General features: G+C 66.5%; 16 protein-coding genes and 1 riboswitch. Of the genes, 9 read left to right on the top strand and 7 right to left on the bottom strand.

Annotated features, from left to right (window positions below; genetic code table 11):
• Position 1 precedes the first annotated feature (1 nt).
• Positions 2 to 1,282 carry a DUF5690 family protein gene (locus AC07NI_RS20695; protein WP_494622595.1) on the bottom strand — a complete coding sequence of 427 codons (1,281 nt, stop codon included), beginning with the start codon at positions 1,280 to 1,282 and terminating at the stop codon, positions 2 to 4.
• A gap of 112 nt (positions 1,283 to 1,394) precedes the next feature.
• Positions 1,395 to 1,621, top strand: a riboswitch (cobalamin riboswitch).
• 119 nt (positions 1,622 to 1,740) lie between these two features.
• Here AC07NI_RS20695 and metE point away from each other — a divergent pair.
• The 3 genes from metE (at position 1,741) to AC07NI_RS20680 (ending at position 5,303) form a co-directional block, all read left to right on the top strand.
• Positions 1,741 to 4,056 (top strand): 5-methyltetrahydropteroyltriglutamate--homocysteine S-methyltransferase, encoded by a 2,316-nt coding sequence (gene metE, locus AC07NI_RS20690; RefSeq protein ID WP_494622594.1) that lies wholly within the window; start codon positions 1,741 to 1,743, stop codon positions 4,054 to 4,056.
• 233 nt (positions 4,057 to 4,289) lie between these two features.
• Positions 4,290 to 4,886, top strand: a complete 597-nt coding sequence (locus tag AC07NI_RS20685; RefSeq protein ID WP_494622592.1) for a hypothetical protein — start codon at positions 4,290 to 4,292, stop codon at positions 4,884 to 4,886.
• Positions 4,887 to 5,099: 213 nt separating this feature from the next.
• Positions 5,100 to 5,303, top strand: coding sequence for a hypothetical protein (locus tag AC07NI_RS20680; RefSeq protein ID WP_494622590.1), 204 nt, complete (start codon positions 5,100 to 5,102; stop codon positions 5,301 to 5,303).
• A gap of 115 nt (positions 5,304 to 5,418) precedes the next feature.
• Here the strand turns inward: AC07NI_RS20680 and AC07NI_RS20675 are convergent, their stop codons facing one another.
• Positions 5,419 to 5,922, bottom strand: coding sequence for a CarD family transcriptional regulator (locus AC07NI_RS20675; protein WP_454714006.1), 504 nt, complete (start codon positions 5,920 to 5,922; stop codon positions 5,419 to 5,421).
• Positions 5,923 to 6,271: 349 nt separating this feature from the next.
• Positions 6,272 to 6,613, bottom strand: coding sequence for a ferredoxin FdxA (gene fdxA, locus AC07NI_RS20670; protein ID WP_494622588.1), 342 nt, complete (start codon positions 6,611 to 6,613; stop codon positions 6,272 to 6,274).
• Between the two features lie 268 nt (positions 6,614 to 6,881).
• On the opposite strand from fdxA, the gene AC07NI_RS20665 reads away from it, so the two are divergent.
• Both AC07NI_RS20665 and AC07NI_RS20660 read left to right on the top strand, forming a co-directional pair.
• Positions 6,882 to 8,972, top strand: a complete 2,091-nt coding sequence (locus AC07NI_RS20665) for a putative bifunctional diguanylate cyclase/phosphodiesterase (protein ID WP_494622586.1) — start codon at positions 6,882 to 6,884, stop codon at positions 8,970 to 8,972.
• Between the two features lie 47 nt (positions 8,973 to 9,019).
• On the top strand, positions 9,020 to 10,342 hold the full coding sequence (locus tag AC07NI_RS20660; protein WP_494622584.1) for an ATP-binding protein: 1,323 nt from the start codon (positions 9,020 to 9,022) through the stop codon (positions 10,340 to 10,342).
• Here the strand turns inward: AC07NI_RS20660 and AC07NI_RS20655 are convergent.
• The 3 genes from AC07NI_RS20655 to AC07NI_RS20645 form a co-directional block, all read right to left on the bottom strand.
• Positions 10,339 to 10,626 (bottom strand): RNA-binding S4 domain-containing protein, encoded by a 288-nt coding sequence (locus tag AC07NI_RS20655; protein ID WP_494622582.1) that lies wholly within the window; start codon positions 10,624 to 10,626, stop codon positions 10,339 to 10,341. The genes AC07NI_RS20660 and AC07NI_RS20655 overlap by 4 nt on opposite strands.
• On the bottom strand, positions 10,623 to 13,169 hold the full coding sequence (locus AC07NI_RS20650) for a helicase-related protein (RefSeq protein WP_494622581.1): 2,547 nt from the start codon (positions 13,167 to 13,169) through the stop codon (positions 10,623 to 10,625). The genes AC07NI_RS20655 and AC07NI_RS20650 overlap by 4 nt, the downstream gene beginning before the upstream one ends.
• 525 nt (positions 13,170 to 13,694) lie before the next feature.
• The gene (locus tag AC07NI_RS20645) at positions 13,695 to 15,326 is read right to left on the bottom strand and encodes an amidohydrolase (RefSeq protein ID WP_494622579.1); all 1,632 of its coding nucleotides are present in this window, start codon (positions 15,324 to 15,326) and stop codon (positions 13,695 to 13,697) included.
• A gap of 83 nt (positions 15,327 to 15,409) precedes the next feature.
• Between AC07NI_RS20645 and AC07NI_RS20640 the strand changes: the two genes are divergently transcribed.
• Entirely contained in the window at positions 15,410 to 15,985 is a 576-nt protein-coding gene (locus tag AC07NI_RS20640) for a methylated-DNA--[protein]-cysteine S-methyltransferase (RefSeq protein ID WP_494622577.1), read from the top strand.
• Positions 15,986 to 16,302: 317 nt separating this feature from the next.
• On the opposite strand, the gene AC07NI_RS20635 is transcribed toward AC07NI_RS20640, so the two are convergent.
• On the bottom strand, positions 16,303 to 16,788 hold the full coding sequence (locus tag AC07NI_RS20635; RefSeq protein WP_494622575.1) for a DUF3617 domain-containing protein: 486 nt from the start codon (positions 16,786 to 16,788) through the stop codon (positions 16,303 to 16,305).
• Between the two features lie 243 nt (positions 16,789 to 17,031).
• Here AC07NI_RS20635 and rpmB point away from each other — a divergent pair, with 243 nt between their 5' ends.
• The 3 genes from rpmB (at position 17,032) to AC07NI_RS20620 (ending at position 19,980) form a co-directional block, all read left to right on the top strand.
• Positions 17,032 to 17,334, top strand: coding sequence for a 50S ribosomal protein L28 (gene rpmB, locus AC07NI_RS20630; protein ID WP_494622573.1), 303 nt, complete (start codon positions 17,032 to 17,034; stop codon positions 17,332 to 17,334).
• Positions 17,335 to 17,508: 174 nt separating this feature from the next.
• Positions 17,509 to 18,549: a bifunctional nicotinamide-nucleotide adenylyltransferase/Nudix hydroxylase gene (locus AC07NI_RS20625; RefSeq protein WP_494622571.1), complete on the top strand. Its 1,041-nt coding sequence runs from the start codon at positions 17,509 to 17,511 to the stop codon at positions 18,547 to 18,549.
• Between the two features lie 42 nt (positions 18,550 to 18,591).
• Positions 18,592 to 19,980, top strand: a complete 1,389-nt coding sequence (locus tag AC07NI_RS20620; protein ID WP_494622569.1) for a nicotinate phosphoribosyltransferase — start codon at positions 18,592 to 18,594, stop codon at positions 19,978 to 19,980.
• The last annotated feature ends 50 nt before the right edge of the window (positions 19,981 to 20,030 follow it).

Here is a 20,030-nt window from a genome sequence, read left to right as displayed (position 1 = left end):
GTCAGAGCGTCCTCAGGAAGCGATTGGCGAAGAATAGGCCGATCAGGCCGAGGCCGCAGGCGCCATAGGCCCCGACGGCCAGGAACTGCGCCCAGGCGATGTCGAAGTGGCCGAACGACTTCACCAGCAGCAGCGAGATGCTGCCGAGGTAGCCGAACGAGTCCGCCACATAGATCAGAAACCCCGCCGTCCCAACCTTGCCGGTGGCGGCGATCATCCGGTCGAACAGCATGGCGTTGAACGGCGTGTAGCCCATGTAGAGCCCCGCGCCGGCCAGGATCATCCACCAGACGGGGCTCAGCACATGCAGCTGGAACGCCAGGGTCGAGGCGCCCAGCAAAGCAAAGCCCAGCGCCACGAAACCGATATTGAAGGCGACCGCCCGGCGGTTGTCCTTGACCCCCATGAGAGCGGCGAGGCCCACCAGCACGATGGCCGCGACCGGCAGCTCCGACAGGGTGAAGATCGCGGCGGCGTTCTTGAAGCCCAGCTCGGCCCAGATCTCGGCCGAGAAGTTGTCGCGGAAGTCGCGCAGGGCGGTCAGCATCACATAGACCGCGATCAGCAGGATCAGGGCCGGTGCGTGGGCGGCGAACAGGGCGATGCGGTCCTGGCGGGTCATCGGGGCGCGCTTGACCCGCTCGGCCTCGTCGGCGGCGTTGGGCGGCGGCAGCTGAGCCAGGGCGACCACGGCGATCAGCATCAGCGGCGCGAACACCAGGCCCGAGATCGCCGGCATCCACTTGTCGTCGACATGGGACAGCAGCAGCATCTTGCCGACCGACTTGGCCACGCCCGACGACAGGATGAAGCTGGCGCACAGCATGGCGCCCAGCACTTCGGTCAGGCGGCGACCCTCGAGGAAGCCGAACACCAGGCCCCAGATCATCCCCAGGCACAGGCCGTTCAGGTACATGGCCATCGGCCCGATCACCGTCGGCAGGGTGCCGAACAGCAGCAGCGACATCTGCGCGCCGAAGATCAGGGTCAGGATGGCCATGGCCCGGTGGTTGGCCCGCATCTCGGAGATCACCTTGACCCCGATGAACTTGGCGGTGGCGTAGCCGGCGACCTGGGCGATCACCAGGGCGATCTTGAAGTCGATCGCGAACGGCCAGCCGTCCGGGTGGTCGTAGGCGGCGGCCGTGAACGGCTTGCGATAGCCGAACATGGCGAAATAGACGGCGAACGACGACAGGCCGCCGTACAGCGCGAACACCCAGGGCGGGGCGGTGGTGAGGAAGCGGGTGACCGCGCCTTGCCGGGCATTGGCGTCGTTCATCCGGTCTCGTCTCCTTGGACAACCTCCAGCTAAGCCGCTTCGTCCGGTCAGGGCAAACGAAGGTCATATAAGGATATCTTTATATCATTCTTGACGGGCGCGCCGTTCCAGCGCCTATTGCCTGTGTCGTGGTCTGCGGGCGTTCGCGCCCGGAGCTAAGAGGGAAGTCGGTGAGGGCGTGAAACCCCGAATCCGGCGCTGCCCCCGCAACTGTGAGCGGCGAGCCGCTGTCCGTTACGTGTCACTGACGCGCCGAGCTGGATCGGTGGCGTGTCGGGAAGGCCAGGGCAGGGGCGACGACCCGTGAGCCAGGAGACCTGCCTCGACAGATAACGTCCTCCGGCGGGGTGTCCGGTCTGGTCGCATGCTTTACGGCGTGACCGGACTTCCGTCCGTGCGCGCCCACCTGCGCGCGTCCCGATCAGCCTCGCCACAACACCGGCAGAGGCTTTTCAAGAATGACCGTCACCGTCGCCACACTCGGCTTCCCCCGCATTGGTCCCAGGCGCGAGCTGAAGACCGCCCTCGAACGCTACTGGTCCGGCCAGAGCGACCAGCCCTCGCTGCTGGCCGTCGCGGCCGAGCTGCGCGCCAAGACCTGGGCCTGCCAGGCAGCCCTGGGCGCGGACCACGTGCCGTCTGGCGACTTCTCGCTCTACGACCAGGTGCTGGACACCAGCGTCCTCGTCGGCGCGATCCCGGCCCTCTACGGCTGGACCGGCGGGTCGGTGTCGCTGGACACCTATTTCGCCATGGCGCGCGGCAGCCAGGGCGTCGAACTCGCCGCCTGCGGTCACGACCACGGGCCAAAGACGGGTGTCCCGGCGCAAGAAATGACCAAGTGGTTCGACACCAACTACCACTACCTCGCGCCCGAGGTGTCGCGCGGCCAGACCTTCGCCCTGTCCTCGACCAAGCCGGTCGATGAGTTCCTGGAAGCCAAGGCGCAAGGCATCCACACTCGCCCGGTGCTGCTGGGTCCGGTGACGTTCCTGAAGCTGGCCAAGACCAAGGACGCCGACTTCGCGCCGCTGTCGCTGCTGTCGGCCTTGCTGCCAGTGTATGCCGAAGTGCTACAGCGTCTGGCCGAAGCCGGGGCCGACTGGGTGCAGATCGACGAGCCGTGCCTGGCCCTGGACCTCACCGACTTCGAGCGCGGCGAGCTGCGCCGGGCCTATGGCGCCCTGACCCATGCCGCGCCCGACCTGCGGCTGATGCTGACCAGCTATTTCGGCGGCTATGGCGAGAACCTGTCGACCGCCGTGAACCTGCCTGTCGCTGGCGTCCACCTGGACCTCATCCGCGCGCCGCGAGAGCTGGAGTCCGCCCTGGCCGCCAGCCGCGAGAGCCTGGTCCTGTCGCTGGGCGTGATCGACGGCCGTAACGTCTGGCGCGCCGACCTGGAAAAGCTGCTCGACCGCCTGGAGCCCGTCGTCGCCCAGCGCGGCGCGGATCGGATCGTGCTAGCGCCGTCCTGCTCGCTGCTGCACACGCCGATCGACCTGGCCCTGGAGACCGCGATCGACCCCGAGGTCCGCCAGTGGCTGGCCTTCGCCGTGCAGAAGATCGAGGAGCTGGCCGTGCTGGCCAATGCGCTGAACGCCGGCCGCGCCAGCGTCGCCGCCGAACTGGAGGCTAGCGCCCAGGCCGCCCAGGCCCGCCAGGTCTCGCCGAAGATCCACGACCCCGCCGTCGCCGCGCGCCTCGCCGCCACGACCGAGGCCATGGCCAAGCGCCACGCCGCGTTCGATCGCCGCCGCGCCCAGCAACTGGACCTGCCGGCTTTCCCGACCACCACCATCGGCTCGTTCCCGCAGACCGAAGAGGTCCGCAAGGCCCGCTCGGCCCACGGCAAGGGCGAGCTGACCGACACCGCCTACGAGGCTTTCCTGCAGGAAGAGACCGAGCGCGCCATCCGCTGGCAGGAAGAGGCCGGTCTCGACGTGCTGGTCCACGGCGAGTTCGAGCGCAACGACATGGTCCAGTACTTCGGCGAGCAGCTGTCGGGCTTTGTCTTCACCAAGCACGCCTGGGTGCAGTCCTACGGCTCGCGCTGCGTGCGGCCGCCGATCCTGTTCGGCGACGTCTCGCGGCCCAAGGCGATGACGGTCGCATGGTGGCAGTACGCCCAGAGCCTGACCGGCCGGCCGGTGAAGGGCATGCTGACCGGGCCGGTGACGATCCTCAACTGGTCGTTCGTCCGTGATGACGTCCCGCGTGAGCTGGCTTGCCGGCAGATCGCCCTGGCCATCCGCGACGAGGTCGTCGACCTGGAGGCGGCCGGCGCCAAGATCATCCAGATCGACGAGGCCGCCTTGCGCGAAGGCCTGCCCCTGCGCCGCGCCGACTGGCAGGCCTATCTGGACTGGGCCGTCGAGGCCTTCCGCCTGACCGCCTCGGGCGTGGCCGACGCGACCCAGATCCACACCCACATGTGCTACTCGGAGTTCAACGACATCATCGCCGCCATCGGGGCGATGGACGCCGACGTGATCTCGATCGAGACGGCGCGCTCGAAGATGGAGCTCTTGGACGCTTTCGCCGGCTATGCCTACCCGGCCGAGATCGGCCCGGGCGTCTACGACATCCACTCCCCGCGCGTGCCCTCGGTCGAAGAGATGGCCGAGCTGCTGACGGCGGCCCGGGCGCGGCTGTCGAGCGGCCAGCTGTGGGTCAATCCCGACTGCGGCCTGAAGACCCGCAAATGGCCCGAGACCAAGGCCGCCGTGGCCAACATGGTCGAGGCGGCGCGACGGGCGCGGGTGATCCAATAGCTTCTCAGCGATAGCCAATGAGCAAATACTACCACTAGATATGTTGAGGCATGGGGTGGAGCCTGCGATTGCGAGGTATTTTGCAGTTGCAGGTTTCAGCGCAGCTTCAGCGGCGAGTATAGGGATTCAGTATTGGAGAGATATTTTGAATTTATGTAATTTTTGGAGGTGGCGTTAAATAATAAAATATGTGTTTTGGAGAATTCAACATATTAATGATTGGGAATGAAAAAATGACTGATGAGTTTAGCATCGTCACGATGATTGAAGTTCCTAATATATGGCCAGTAAAGTCTAATTTTGTATTTCTTAGCAAGAAGCTGGAAAATTTTGAGTTTAAGGCAATGTTTTCAATTTCGGGGAGAATTTGCGCATTTGTAGAAAACGATGAAGGTAAGATAATATTTGCCAAAGAAACTCCTTTAATTCGCGTGATTAGCGCTGGTCAGGTTTTGGCGATATTATCTATTCGTGTAAAAATTAGAGAAAAAATTATTCGTATTAATGTTAATGGCTCTGAAGTCGATTTTGGCAGTGATGAAATAGAATTGAAGGCGACGAATCAGTCCTATTTATACAGTAATAATACCTCCGATGGGCCGGCAATTACGAATGCGCTCAAACGGAGAGAGCTGCAAAAGGTTGAATATCTGGGGAGGGGAATATCACTTGCACAGATCCAGCAGCGTTGGGGGGATCTCGCTCGGGAATGTCGTCTTTTGCGGGGCGCTCTAGAGCGTCTATTGGGTGGCAATTTGGACGAGGTTGTAACCGTCAGTTTGCATTTGCGTAAGCTAATCGGTGGTGGTCGGGGAAATCACGTCCTTTAGGACTGTGCGGCCTTCGATGGAAAGCCGCTTATAGTTTGGGTGCGCCCGCCAATTGATCCGACTTGGTGGACGCCTGAACAGTTGAATGGTGAAGGGAAGCTTAGCCTCTGGATGGAGGGGGGATTTTCCGGAAGTCCGGGGCAGTTCCATACTCACGAAACTGATTTGGATGAGTGGTTGTCCCAGTCTGCGGGAATCTTTGGGGGCAAGAAATTGAGCAATCAGGACTTCCTGCATGCGATAGCTGACAAAATTGGCGCACACCTGGATTTGCAGGATCGGAGAACGGTTGAACTCCTCGAGGCGACAAGCTTTTCGGGCCTATCGAATTTGGCTCATGCCTTAGTGCAGCTTGGAGCCGGTGTTGAGTTCTTAGGAAAGCGCCTGATCGCTGAGCATGAAGCTTCGGAAGGCTAGTGGCGACTAGGTGAGCCAGCGTTGAGTTGGCTGTACCTTTCGGCGTGCAGGCAAACAAAAACGCCCTCCGCGGGGCGGAGGGCGTCTTCGTGTTCCGAAACCGGAAGAGGCTGCCTTAGGCGGCCTTGACCAGCGACTTGGTCAGGATGCCGATGGCGGCTTCGCGGTCGATGCGCTCGATGGCGGCGACTTCGCGGGCCATGCGGTCCAGGGCCGATTCATACAGCTGGCGTTCCGAGTAGGACTGTTCCGGCTGGTTCTCGGCGCGGTGCAGGTCGCGGACCACCTCGGCGATCGAGATCAGGTCGCCCGAGTTGATCTTGGCTTCGTATTCCTGGGCGCGACGCGACCACATGGTGCGCTTCACGCGGGCGCGGCCCTTCAGGGTGGTGAGGGCTTGGCTGACCGTGCCGCCTTCCGCCAGCGGACGCAGGCCGGCCGTCTTGGCCTTCTTGGTCGGGACGCGGAGGGTCATCTTCTCGTGGTCGAAGGTGATGACGTAGACTTCGAGCGAATAACCGGCCACTTCCTGGGTCTCGACCGCCTGAATAGTGCCCACGCCGTGCGCGGGGTAAACGACGTGATCGCCGACCGAGAATTCCAGACCAGTCTTGCTCATGTTCGTCCTCATCTATGCGGGTCCTCGGGACCCGAACGCCGTGATCATCCCCCAATCAAAAACGACAGGTCCTTGCTCCGCGAAATGATGTGCGCGGGGCTAAGCCTGTCAGGATTGGGAATAGATCTCTAAGACACCTTCGCCTTCGATCGGGCGGGCCGGCTCGAATAGCTTCTCGAACCGACTTCTTCGACAAGACGGACCGTCGCGAAGAGCCGCAACCGTCACGTCGGCAGCGACAATAGCATAAAATTCAGCCCTATGAAAGGGTTGCGTCCGGCAATGCACGGCGCACCGCCAAGCTTTCGTAGCCTGGCGGGGGATCAAGCTTGAGAAATCGCGCTAGCCCTTACGAGCCCTTGCCCGGCTTTTCGCTGAAGTACTTCTCGAACTTGCCAGTCTCGCGCTCGAACTCCTCGCGGTCGGCGGGCGGCTCGCCCTTGACCGTGATGTTCGGCCAGACCTTGGCGTAGTCGGCGTTGATCCGCAGCCACTTGCCGTCCGCCTCGTCCTCGGTGTCCGGCTTGATGGCGTCGATCGGGCACTCGGGCTCGCAGACGCCGCAGTCGATGCATTCGTCCGGATTGATGACGAGGAAGTTCTCGCCTTCGTAGAAGCAATCGACCGGGCACACCTCCACGCAATCCATGAACTTGCAGCGGACGCAGGCGTCGGTGACGATGTAGGTCATCGAAAACTCGGGAAGAGGATCGGGACGGGTTAAGCGCGGGCGTTTTCGGAGCCCCGGCCCGGCTTGTCAATGCGGCTTGGCCGCCCGCGCGCTCAGGAATTCTCTAGGCGTGGCCATTGTGGGTCGTCTTTCTGTACCCGCGCGTTCCCTAGAGGGCGACAATGCGTCCTGACGCTGTGTCGTCGTCGCAAACACTTTCTTATCGAACGAACACCAATATGTGGGATTGGAAACGCTCAATAAAAACAAAGTCGGAAAGCCGACACGCATGAAGATTGAAGCCTTGGCTATCCAACCGATCCTGGAGGCCGACACCGCCACGCGCGCCCTGTCCAAGGCGCGCGCGCGGGCGTTCGGCGAATTCATCCGCGAGATCCCGTTCGCCGCGGCCCTGCTGGACCGCGACCTGATGCTGGTGGCCGTCAGCCGCGAGTGGGCGGCGCAGGGGATCGCGCCCAGCCTGGCGATCGGCGGCGACGCCGGAGCGGGCGGCCTGGTGGCGTCCGAGGACGTGGGGGTGCTGCTCGCCTGCGCCGAGGAAGGCGTCGCCTTCTCGCGCTACCTGCCGACCCTGGACGCCGAGGGCGTCCAGCACGTCTGGCGCACCGAGTTCAGCGCCTGCCGGGACGGCGAAGAGAGCTATGCGGTGATGATCACCGCCCGCGACGTGACGGGCTATGCCGAGAGCGTGCTGCGCGCCGAGCGCGACAAGCAGCGCCTGACCATGGCCCTGGAGCTCGACGACCTGCTGGTCCGCGAATACGACCTGCGCACCAAGGAGCTCTATTTCTCGGGTCACGCGCCCGAGCTGCAGAAATACTGCGTCTTCAAGGACGATCCGCTGGAGATCGCCCATCCCGACGACCGCCAGCGCTGCGCCGACCTCGTCGCCACCCGCAAGATCGGCGAGGCCAAGGTCTTCGAGTTCAAGCTCAATCGTCCCGACGGGGTCGAGACCTGGGTCCGCTCGGTCGGCAAGGTGTTCGTCGGCGCCGACGGCAAGCCCGAGAAGCTGGTCAACCTGTTCAAGGACATCACCGATCGTCGCCGGCAGACGGAGGCGATCGAGACCCTGGCCTTCCGCGACGCGCTGACCGGCCTGCCCAACCGCGCCCTGTTCCAACACCGCTTCCAGGAGGCCGTGCTGGCGTCCGAGAGCCTGGGCGAGATGTTCGGCCTGATCATGATCGACGTCGATCACTTCAAGGACATCAACGACACCCTGGGCCACGACGCCGGCGACGAGCTGCTCAAGCGCCTGGCGGCCATGCTGCAGCACGCCTTCCGCAGCAACGACACGGTCGCGCGGCTGGGCGGCGACGAGTTCGCGGTGATCCTGCGCGGCCTGCACGGCGAGGCCGACATGCTGCGGCCGATCGCCAAGCTGCAGGACCTGCTGCGCCGGCCGATCGAGCACGGCGGCCGCAGCTTCACGGCCAGCGCCAGCATCGGAGCGGCCCTGCACGGGGACCCGGACGCCGATCCGGCCCACATGATCAAGAACGCCGACATCGCGCTCTATCGCGCCAAGGCGGCGGGCCGGAACCGCAGCATCGTGTTCGAGCCGTCGATGCGGTCAGAGGTCGAGCAGCGGATCGAGCTGCTGCGCGACGTGCGCATGGCCCTGGCCGACAACGAGTTCACGCTGTTCTACCAGCCGGTCGTCGACATCCGCGAGAACCAGGTCGCCGGCTTCGAGGCGCTGATGCGCTGGATCCATCCCGAGCAGGGCGTGCTGACCCCGGCCCGCTTCATGCCGGCCTTCGAGGACCAGGACCTCTCGCTGAAGCTGGGCGACGTCGCCTTCGAGGCGGCGCTGCGCCAGATGCGCGAATGGCTGGACCAGGGCGTCGAGTTCGGCCGCGTGGCGGTCAATATCAGCTCGGCCCAGTTCCGCTCGGGCCGCCTGGCCGAAGAGATCCAGGAGCGCCTGGCTCGCTGGAACGTGCCGTGCGAGCGGCTGACCATCGAAGTCACCGAGAACGTCTATATGGGCTGGGGCTCGGACCTGGTCAGCAGCACCGTCAAGCAGCTGCACGACGCCGGCGTGATGATCGCGCTGGACGACTTCGGCACCGGCTATGCCTCGCTGGCCAACCTGCGCCAGTTCCCGATCGACCGCCTGAAGATCGACAAGTCCTTCGTCCAGAACACCGAGGACGAGGCCATCGTGAAGGCCGTCATCACCCTGGGCACCTCGATGGGCATGAAGGTGGTGGCCGAGGGCGTCGAGGACGCGGCGCAGCTGAAGGCGCTGGAGCACTATGGCTGCGACCAGGTGCAGGGCTACCATTTCGGCCGGCCGATGCCGGCGGACCAGGTGGCGGGCTTCCTGAAGGGCTTCGGGGCCAACCCTTAGTGGCCTAGCGCCCTCCGCTTCGTTAGCCTCGCGGCATGACATTGACGGTGCGCAAGGTTCTGGGCCGGTCCCGCGGCTTCGTGGGGCGATCCATCTGGGTGGTGGTCGCCATCGTGCTGCTGCAGCTGTGCGCCAGCGTGGCCTTCTACAGCGCCATCGATCGCCAGACCCTGCGCGAGGACCACGCCCGGCGGATCGGCGAGCTGCTGGTGGTCGGCGAGCGCGTCGCCAGGCTGGGCCAGGCCGATTTCGACAAGGTGATGACCTCGCACTACATGGAGGCCGAGGTCGTGGCCCTGCCGCCGGAAGGGCCGCCGGTCACCCAGGTGCAGAAGGCCGAGGCCGACGCCATCGCCGACTATGTCCGCCGGTGGGAGCCGATCCTGGCCAACCGGCCGCTGCGTCTGTGGTCCGAGAGCCGGCCCGAGGGCGGCCGTGACCTCGTCGGGGTCATGGGGCTGGAGGACGGCCGCTGGCTGACCTTCCGCTCGCGCAACTTCCCCCGGCCCTGGCCGATCGCCCTGCGCGCGGTGGCCACGACGCTGGTGTTCTCCCTGGCCTGCGTGGCCCTGGGCGCCTACGCCCTGCGCCAGCTGGGCGAGCCGCTGCGCCGTCTGACCGAGGCCTCGCGCCACGTCGGCGAGGCGCCGCCGTCGCCGATCGTGGTCGAAGGGCCCAACGACATCGTTGAGCTGGGCCGGGCCTTCAACGACATGCAGCGCCGTATCGCTGGCCTGATCGAGGACCAGGCCAAGGCGATGGAGGCCCTCAGCCACGACCTGCGCACGCCGCTGGCCCGCATGACCCTGGCGGCGGACTATATCGAGCCGGACGACATCAAGGAGTTGGTCGCGAACAATGTCGGCGAGCTGGACGCGATGCTGAAGTCGCTGGCCGACTGGCTGCGCGCCCAGCACTCGGCCAGCACCGCCGAGGTCGTCGACCTGCCGTCCCTGATCCAGGGCGTCACCGCTCGCTGGCCTGAGGCGGTGCGCTACGAAGGCGACAAGGCTTTGGAGGTCACTACCCATCGCGGCCCGCTGGAGCAGGCGCTGATCCGGCTGATCGACAACGCCGTGCGCTTCGGCGGCCAGGCGAAGGTGCGGCTGGTGGCGGATGGTCCGGACGGTCCGCTGATCGAGGTGCTGGACCAGGGACCGGGGCTCACCGCCGACGCCATGGCGCGGATCTACGAGCCGTTTTTCCGAGGCGACGCGGCGCGGGCGCGAGACACCGGCGGCTTCGGCCTGGGCATCCCGACGGCGGAGCGACTGATCAAGCGGTTCGGCGGGAGACTAGTGATCGGCAACCGCGAAGGCGGCGGGGTGAGCGCCCGGATCTGGCCGCCGGTGGCGCTGTCGGAGGGTTAGCCCTCCACCGCCTCGTACAATCCGCGCGCCTCGGTCGCCGGTCCACGCCGCTCCCCGCAGTCCAGGACGCGGATCGAGATCAGGCGGCCGGCGAGGCCGAACACCAGCTGGTCGCCGGGCTTCACGGTGCGGGACGGCTTGTCGACGCGGCTTTCCGCGCCGGAGCGGGTCAGGCGGATGCGGCCTTCATCGACGAACTTGGCGGCTAGGGAGCGGGTCTTGAAGAACCTCGCCCGCCACAGCCAGACGTCGGCGCGGACGGCGTCACCATGAGTATCCGTCATGACGCGGCTTTCTGGGCGGCCGACTTCTTGCGGCGCGGTTTCTTCCGCCTCGGCGGCGGTTCGGTCAGCTTGGCCAGGGCCGCGAACGGCGAGTCCGGACGGGCCTTGACCGGCTTCTGGTCCAACTTGGCGGCGCCGCGGCGTTTCCAGACGATCGGCTGGTCGGGTTTGGCGCGGATGGCGGGGGTGTAGTCGAGGGCGCGCAGGACGTTGGAGGCCTGCTTGGCCGTCCAGCCCAGTTTCTCCAGCGCCTTGTCCGTCAGGATCACGCCGCCGTGGTGCTGCTCGGCGCGCAACAGGGCGTCCAGCTCTTCCAGCGCGTCCACCGGGATGCTGAAGCCGGCCACGGCGCGCAGGCCGCTGGCCGACAACTCGCGGGCCGAGGGTTCGGGCGAGGGCAGGGGCTCCAGGGTGGTCAGCGCCCCGCGCCAGCCGGTCGGGTTCAGGGCGCGGGCGCAGGCGATGGCCTCGGCCTTGATCGCGCCGGGGCAGTAGAGGCTGAACGCGCCGATGCGCACACCAAGTCCCTTGAGGGTGCGACGCTCGGCCTGGCTCAGGGCCTTCAGCTCCGGATCGACGGGACGCTTGTCCAGAACCCCACCGGCTTCCAGCAGGCGGTGGGCGATGCCGCGCGGCAGGCCCTTCAGCTCGCCGCCGCCCAGGGCGCGCTCAAGCTTGCGCAGCGGGGCCAGCTGGGTGTCGACCTGGCTGGCCAGGAAGGCGTCCAGCCGCCGCTCGGCCCGCTCGCGCACGGCGGCGGGACCCAGCTCGCCCAGCAGGCGGGCGCGAGGGGAGAGGAGGGGCAGGTCGCGGCGCACGGCTCCGGCCGCCTCGCCGCGCCACAGGATCGCGCCGTCGGGCGTCAGGGCGAAAGCGTCGTCGGCTTCGCTGGCCAGCAGGCCCAGGCGCTTGGCGATCTCGGGCCCGACCGCGCGCTGGGCGGCGTTGCGCAGGGCCTTCTCCTCCAGCGGCGAGGCGGCCTTGACCGGGGTGAAGGCCACGCCCGCCAGGTGGCCGACGATATGGCCCTCGACCGTGACCTCGCCGTCCTGGCCGACGCCGGCATAGAGGGTCTCGCGTTCGCCCAGCTGCTTCATCAGCACGCTGGTGCGGCGGTCGATGAACCGCGCCATCAGCTTTTCGTGCAGGGTGTCGCTGATCCGGTCCTCCAGCTGGCGGGTCAGGCCCTGCCAGTGGGCGGGATTGGCGACCCAGTCGGGACGGTTGGCGATGTAGCTGAGCGTGCGCACGCCCGAGAGGCGGCCGGCCAGGCTGTCGATCTCGCCATCGACGCGGTCCAGCGCCTTGTATTGGCTGTTGATCCAGTCCTCGGGCAGGCGCTTGCGGCCGGTGGTCAGGTCATCGAACAGGGTGCGCGCCATGCGCTGGTGGTCGTCGTCGGTGGTCTTGCGGAAGTCCGGCGTCTGGCAGACGTCCCACAGGCGCAGCAGGGCCGAGCGGTCGGTCTTGCAGCGCTTGATGACGTCCTCCTGCTGGGCCAGGGCTCGCAGGGTGCGTTCGTCCAGGGCTTCCTGCGACAGCGACAGGCCGTTGCGCTTGGGCGTCTCGTTCAGCGAGCGCAGCAGGCCGGGCAGCGAGCCGAAGTCCAGGCGGGGGTTGCGCCACTCGGCCTGGGTGATCGGCTCGAAGGTGTGGCTCTCGACGGCCTCGACCAGGTCGTCGTCGATCTCCTCGCAGTCGCCGGTGACGCCAAAAGTGCCGTCGCGGGTGTAGCGGCCCGCCCGGCCGGCGATCTGGCCGACCTCCTGCGGATAGAGCCAGCGGGTGCGCTTGCCGTCGAACTTGCGCAGGCCGGCGAAGGCCACGTGGTCGACGTCCATGTTCAGGCCCATGCCGATGGCGTCGGTGGCCACCAGGAAGTCGACCTCGCCCGACTGGTAGAGCGCGACCTGGGCGTTGCGGGTGCGGGGGCTCAAGCTGCCCATCACAACCGCCGCGCCACCGCGCTGGCGACGGATCAGCTCGGCAATCGCGTAGACCGCGTCGGTGGAGAAGGCGACGATGGCGCTGCGGCGGGGCAGGCGGGTCAGCTTCTTGGAGCCGGCATAGGACAGGTTGCTGAACCGCTCGCGCGAGACGATCTCGCCGTCGGGCAGCAGGCGTCGGACCAGCGGGGCCATGGTGCCCGCGCCCAGGAACATGGTCTCGAACTTGCCGCGCGCATGCAGCAGGCGGTGGGTGAAGATGTGGCCGCGCTCGGGATCGGCGCACAGCTGGATCTCGTCGACGGCCAGGAACTCGACCTCGCGGGCCAGCGGCATGGCCTCGACCGTGCAGACGAAATAGGCCGCGCGCGGCGGGGTGATCTTCTCCTCGCCGGTGATCAGGGCGACCGAGGCTTTGCCGCGCAGCTTGACGATCCGGTCGTAGATCTCGCGGGCCAAGAGGCGCAGCGGCAGGCCGATCATGCCCGAGCCATGGGCCAGCATCCGCTCGACGGCCAGATGGGTCTTGCCGGTGTTGGTGGGGCCCAGGACGGCGGTCAGCTTCGAAGGGGCCAGGCCGGTCGAACGGTCACTCATGGTCCAAAGGTGGGGCGGGAATCGTGGGGAGGCAAGTTCGCATGCTATGATGCAGCCAGAGAGATGATTCTCGCCGAGTTTGCTTAAGCTCTACTGGAGTGAACGCATGACCTCAGTTGTCCGAAGCTGGCGCAGTCTCAAGAGTGCCAATATCAGCTCGGCCGGGAGCTCGCCGATGCTCGAGCTGGTTTGGCTTGTCGAGCGTATCGTAAGGGAGCCTGGTGCTTTGGTTTTTGGCGGCGGTGACCGAGGGTTCGACGAGAGGCGCCGGACTAGTGAGAGCAGGGAGCTAGTTCCGTGGAGCAAGGAGCTCTACGACGCGTGCAATGACGCCGATCGTCCGATGCCGGAAGACCAAGTGTTGGAGCTGCTTCGAAAGAGCGCCTAACTTTAGCTCGTCATCCCGCGCTTCAGCGCGGGACCCATTTGTCCTTCACACGTGGGGAGCAGGATAAGGCTCTTGCGTTGAAGCTGAACTTTGGGTCCCGCATCGGGATGACAGGGAAAAGGGGTAGCGAGTAGGAGCTACCGCGAGAACACCACCTTGCCGTCGACCACGGTCAGCACCGGCTGGGCGGTGAGGATTTCCTTGGGCTCGACGGTCATGAAGTCCTTGTCGAAGGCGGTCAGGTCGGCCTTCTTGCCGGCCTCCAGCGTGCCCAGCTCCTTGTCGCGGAACACGGCATAGGCGGGGGCCAGGGTCAGCATCTTCAGCGCCTCGGCGCGGGTGACGGCCTCTTCCAGGTGCCAGTCGGCATTGGCGAAGCCGTCCAGGCTGTGGCGGTAGACGGCGGCGTAGAACTCGATGCGCGGGTCGCCGACCTCGACCGGGGCGTCGGAGCCGGCCGCGACCACGACGCCGGCCTTCAGGAAGTCCTTCCAGCGATAGCCCTCGTGCAGGCGGGCTTGGCCGAGGCGCGCGGGGGCGAAATAGAGGTCGCCGATGGCGTGGCTGGGCTGCATCGAGGCGATCACTCCCAGCTTGGCGAAGCGCGGCACGTCGGTGTCGGCGACGATCTGCGAGTGCTCGATGCGCCAGCGGGCCTTCGCATCCCCGCCCAGGCTCTGCTCGAACCAGTCCAGGGTCATGCGGTTGCCGCGATCGCCGATGGCGTGCATGGCGACCTGCGCCCCCGCAGCCTTGGCCTGCTTCATCAAAGCGAGGCCTTTGTCCTGCGGGGTCAGCTGCAGGCCCAGGCCTTCGGCGTCGCTATAGGGCTCCAGCAGGGCCGCGCCGCGCGAGCCCAGGGCGCCGTCCATGTAGAGCTTGACGCCCCGCACACGAATAAGACCCGTGGGATCGGTTTGCGGGCCCTTGGCCAGCACCTCGGCCGCGCCGCTGGGGTCCATGTAGTTGTCGACGCGGATGTGGAAGGCGCGCTTGGCCGCCTCGTCGCGTAGCAGGGCCAGGTCGTCGGCCATGACGCTCATATTGTCGAGACCGGTCCAGCCGCGCGAGGCGTAGAGCTGACCGGCCTTGCGCAGGGCCTCACGCTTCAGGGCCTCGCTGGGCGGCGGGATGACATTGGCGACCAGGGCCTGGGCGTGGTCGATCAGCATGCCGTCGGGCTGGCCATCGGCGCCCATCAGGATCTTGCCACCGGCCGGGGCGGTGGTGGTCGCCGTGACGCCAGCCTTGGCGAGCGCGGCGCTGGAGGCGATGCTGGCATGGCTGTCCGAGCGGCCCAGCACGATGATCCGGCCGGGCGCGGCGGCGTCCAGGTCGGCCTTGGTCGGGAAGCGCTTCTCGGGCCAGTGGGTCTCGATCCAGCCTCGGCCGTAGATCGCGCCCTCGGGATGGGCGGCGGCATAGGCCTTCACCGTGGCCACGAGGTCGGCCAGCGACTTGGTCTGGTCGAGGTTCAGCGTCAGCTCGCGCAGGCCGATGCCGGTCAGGTGGGCGTGGGCGTCGACGAAGCCCGGATAGGCCGCCGCGCCCTTCAGGTCGATGTCGCGGACGTCCTTGGCGGCCTTGCTCTTGGCCGTGGCCAGGTCGCCGACGAACAGGATCTTGTCGTCGCGGACCAGCACCGCCTGGGCGGTCGGCTTGGCGTCGACGCCGGTGTGGATCGGGCCGCCGTGGATGAGGATGTCGCCGGCGTTCGCGACGGTGAAAGAGGTCGCGGCGAGCAGGGCGGCGAGCAGGATCCGGCGCAAGAGCGACCTCCGAAGCTTAGCAAGTTTCGGAAAACGTACGCGGCGCCCCTCGCAAGTCGCAACGGTCCTGCTATTTTTTCGTCATGAGCGCCCAGCGTTTCACCTTTTTCGACACGATCATCGGCCGCTGCGGCATCGGCTGGGGCGCGCACGGCCTGATCGGCCTGCAGTTGCCGGAGAGCACGCCGGGCGCGGCGTGGGCCCGCCTGCGCAAGCGCTTCCCCGATGCGGTCGAGGCCGAACCGCCCGCCGAGATCGAGGCGGTCATCGAGCGCATCCGCGACCTGATGGCCGGCGGCAAGGACGACCTGGCGGACATCCCGCTGGATCTGGATGGCCAGCCGAGCTTCAACCTGCGGGTCTACGAGATCGCCCGGGCCATCACGCCGGGCGAGACCTCGACCTATGGCGAGGTGGCCAAGGCCATGGGCGAACCGGGCGCGGCGCGGGCCGTCGGCAAGGCCCTGGGCGAGAACCCCTGGCCGATCGTGGTGCCCTGCCACCGCGTGCTGGGCGCGTCGGGCAATATGGGCGGTTTCTCGGCCCCGGGCGGGGCGGAGACCAAGGCCAAGCTGCTGACCATCGAGAAGGCGCGGACCGATGCGGTGCCGACGCTGTTTGATCTGGAGTTCTCGGTCGCGCCTCGGCGCGGGCACTAATCCCTTCTCCCCTTGCGGGAGAAGGTGTCAGCGAAGCTGACGGATGAGGGTTTGATAGCCCGATCCACCGCGAAACCCCTCACCCGACCCGCTACGCGGGCCACCCTCTCCCGCAAGAGGAGAGGGGAGGCAGGCCGTGAATTTTGAAGAGAGAGAAGACCGTCCGCCCACGCCTCTTAACGCGCGGTAACGCTTCTTCGAACAGGGGCGAAACGAATCAGGACCGAATCGGCGACGTTGGCCAATTCAGTGTTTGTTCCCTACAAGCTATTGTATCTTAAAGTCGATTAACCACAAATTGGTTTCGCGAGGGGCGGCTACTTCGCCGCCGTGTCCGCGCTCTTTTCCACCGGCTTCTCTTCCGGTGCGCACTCGGCCGAGATGCGCTTGGCGTCCATGCTGCCGGCCAGGTTCATGCCGCTGATGGTCTTGAGGTGGATGTCCATGCGGAAGCTTTCGGGCGTGTAGGTCCCGTTGGCCGACACCGGCGAGACGCGGTCCTTCTTGTCAGTCCACGTGCCCTTCAGCTGGATTTTGCCGTCCTTGACCACATTGGTGGTGTAGTCGCAGCGATAGCGCTTGGTGCAGATGCCGCGCGAGAACTGCTCGGCGTCGGCCGGCTTGAGGCACTTGCGCTCGCTGCTGACCGGGATGACGCCGACCTTGTAGTCGTACTCCCACTGGCCCGGCAGAATCGTCGACTTGGCGTTGGCGGCCGCGGCTGTCCGGACCACGGGTTGGGCCAGGGCGACGCCGCCTACAACGAGGGCCAGAACAGAAGCGGCGAGGGCGGTCGAACGCATGCGGCGGGTCTCCTTCATACCGCTCCTATATAGAGTGGCATATGAACCGTGCTTGAAGGCGGAGGTTGGGCGGCGGGTTCCGCGCAGCCTTGATGCACCAGTCTTGACTCAGGGGCGACCCTTCGCCTATATCGCCCGCTCTCGCGCGGTCGGCCTGGTCCAACCGTGTGTCCGAATTCATATCTTATCGGAGCCAGGCTCTTCACCGAGCCAGACGGTTTCGCCCAAGCCAAGGTAACCACCATGTCGCGCCGTTGCGAACTTACCGGTATCGGTCCGATGGTCGGCCACAATGTGAGCCACTCGAACATCAAGACCAAGCGCCGCTTCCTGCCGGCCCTGTCGCCTGCCACGCTCCAGTCGGAGTCGCTGGGCCAGACGTTCCGTCTGCGCATCAGCAACGCCGCTCTGCGCACCCTGGACTTCAAGGGCGGCCTGGACGTGTTCCTGCTGGGCGCCAAGGACGAGCAGCTGTCGCCGCGCGCCCTGAAGATCAAGACCCAGGTGAAGGCGAAGGCCAAGGCCGCCGCCCTGCAAGCCGCCTAAGGCTTTCGGCCCTTCCAAGGCTGATCCTACGAAAGCCCGCCGGGGTCATTCCCGGCGGGCTTTTCGTCGTTCTCGCTTCAAGCCCGAACACGGGTTGACAGCTGCTTATGCTCAAAGTTAGCATAAGCCTGTCGCTGGATAGACCGGCGGCGTCAACCAGCGTGAGGGAGCCTCATGCGCTACGACTATCTCGTCCTGATCGGACGCTTCCAGCCGTTCCACAACGGCCACCTGTCGGTGCTGAGCCACGCGCTGCGCCTGGCCGACAAGGTCATCGTCCTGGTCGGCAGCGCCGGCCAGCCGCGCACCACCCGAAATCCCTTCAACGCCAGCGAACGCGCCGTGATGATCCGCGCCGCGGCTGGGGACGCGGCCGGACGGCTGATCGTCAAGCCGCTGCGCGACCGGCTCTATAACGAGACCGTCTGGGTCGCCGACGTCCAGCGCCTGGTCGCCGATACGCTCGAAGCCGAGGGCGCGGCCCCCGACGCCAAGGTCGGCCTGATCGGCCGCGACAAGGACGGGGCCACCGGCGCCTATCTGGCCGCCTTCCCGCAATGGCCGCTGGTCGACGTGCAGCACACCGACGTGCTGTCGGCCACCGAGCTGCGGGCCTGGCTGTTCTCCGGCGAGACCGGGGCCCTGCGCCTGGTCGAGGCCAACACCCCGCCGGCCGTGTTCGAGATGCTGGAGGCCTTCCGCGCCGGCTCGCCCGCCTATGCCCAACTGGCCCGCGAGGACGCCTTCATGCGGACCTATCGCCAGAGCTGGGCCGCCGCGCCCTATGCGCCGACCTTCGTCACCGCCGACTCGGTGGTCGTCCACTCCGGCCACGTGCTGCTGGTCCGCCGCCGGGCCGAGCCGGGCAAGGGGCTGTGGGCCCTGCCGGGCGGCTTCGTCGAGCAGGACGAGACCGTGCAGGAGGCCGCGATCCGCGAGCTACACGAGGAGACCCGCCTGAAGGTGCCGCCGGCCGTGCTGCGCGGCTCGATCAAGGCCCGGCAGGTGTTCGACTATCCGGGACGTTCGCTGCGGGGCCGGACGATCACCCACGCCTTCCACTTCGACTTCCCGACCGGCGACCTGCCCAAGGTCCGCGCCGCCGACGACGCCGACCGGGTCCGCTGGGTCCCGCTCAGCGAGGCGATGCTGATGGAGGAGCAGTTCTTCGAGGATCACTTCCACATCCTCGAGCACTTCGTCGGCGGCGCCTGATTTCCTGCTTTTTGTTCGTGTCCGCGTGAAGGAGCTTCCGCGATGTTCGGCAACCTGGTCCTCAACACCGACAGCTACAAGGCCAGCCACTGGCTGCAATATCCGCCCGGGACCACCGGCGCCTTCTCGTATGTCGAGAGCCGGGGCGGGCGCTATGACCGCACGGTCTTCTTCGGCCTGCAGGCGATCCTGAAGAGCCAGCTGGCCCAGCCTGTCACCCACGCCATGATCGACGAGGCCGCCGCGCTGCTGGCGCTGCATGGCGAGCCCTTCAACGAGGCCGGCTGGCGGCGGATCGTCGATGTCCACGGCGGCCGCCTGCCGGTGCGGATCCGCGCCGTGCCCGAGGGGACGGTCGTGCTCACCCACCAGGCGCTGATGACGATCGAGAGCACGGACCCGGAGTGCTACTGGCTGCCGTCGTACCTGGAGACCCTGCTGCTGCGGGTCTGGTATCCGGTGACGGTCGCCACGATCAGCTGGCATGTGAAGCAGACGATCAAGGCTGCGCTGGAGAAGACCAGCGACAACGCCGCCGCCGAGCTGCCGTTCAAACTCCACGACTTTGGCGCACGCGGTGTCTCCAGCCAGGAATCGGCGGCCCTGGGCGGCCTGGCGCACCTGGTGAACTTCCAGGGCAGCGACACGTTGAGCGCCGTGCTGGCCGGCCGCGCCTGGTACAACGAACCGATGGCCGCCTTCTCGATCCCGGCCGCCGAGCACAGCACCATCACCAGCTGGGGGCGGGAGAGCGAGGTCGAGGCCTATCGCAACATGCTGACTCGCTTCGGCAAGCCGGGGGCTTTGTTCTCGGTGGTGTCGGACAGCTACGACCTGTTCCACGCGGTCCGGGACCTGTGGGGCGGCGAGCTGAAGCAGGCGGTGATCGATAGCGGCGCGACCCTGGTCGTGCGGCCCGATTCCGGCGACCCGGTCACCGTGGTCGCCGAGACCCTGAAGATCCTCGACGAGACCTTCGGTTCGACGGTGAACGGCAAGGGCTACAAGGTGCTGAACCACGTCCGGGTGATCCAGGGCGACGGGGTCAATCCGGTCAGCATCGGCCAGATCCTCGATCGCATCGTCGCCGACGGCTTCAGCGCCGAGAACCTGGCCTTCGGCATGGGCGGCGGCCTGCTGCAGCAGCTGGACCGCGACACCCAGAAGTTCGCCCTGAAGTGCTCGGCCGCCAAGGTCGACGGCCAATGGATCGACGTCAGCAAGGATCCGGCGACCGATCCGGGCAAGAAGTCCAAGGCCGGCAGGCTGGCCCTGCTGGTCGACGGGGCCGGAACCTACCGCACCGTGGCTCTGGCCGAGGGCCAAGCCCCCGACCCCGGTTGGCGCGACGCCATGGTCACGGTCTGGGAGAACGGCCAGCTGCTGGTCGACCAGACCCTGGCGGACATCCGCGCCCGCAGCGAGGCCTGAACAAGCAAAACCCGCCGCGACCTATGCCGCGGCGGGTTTTGAACGCTTGG

It is taken from the genome of Caulobacter sp. GW821-FHT10E02 (genome assembly GCF_059415225.1).
Note: the sequence above shows the minus strand (reverse complement) of the source record. Positions and strands in the feature narration are given on the sequence as shown.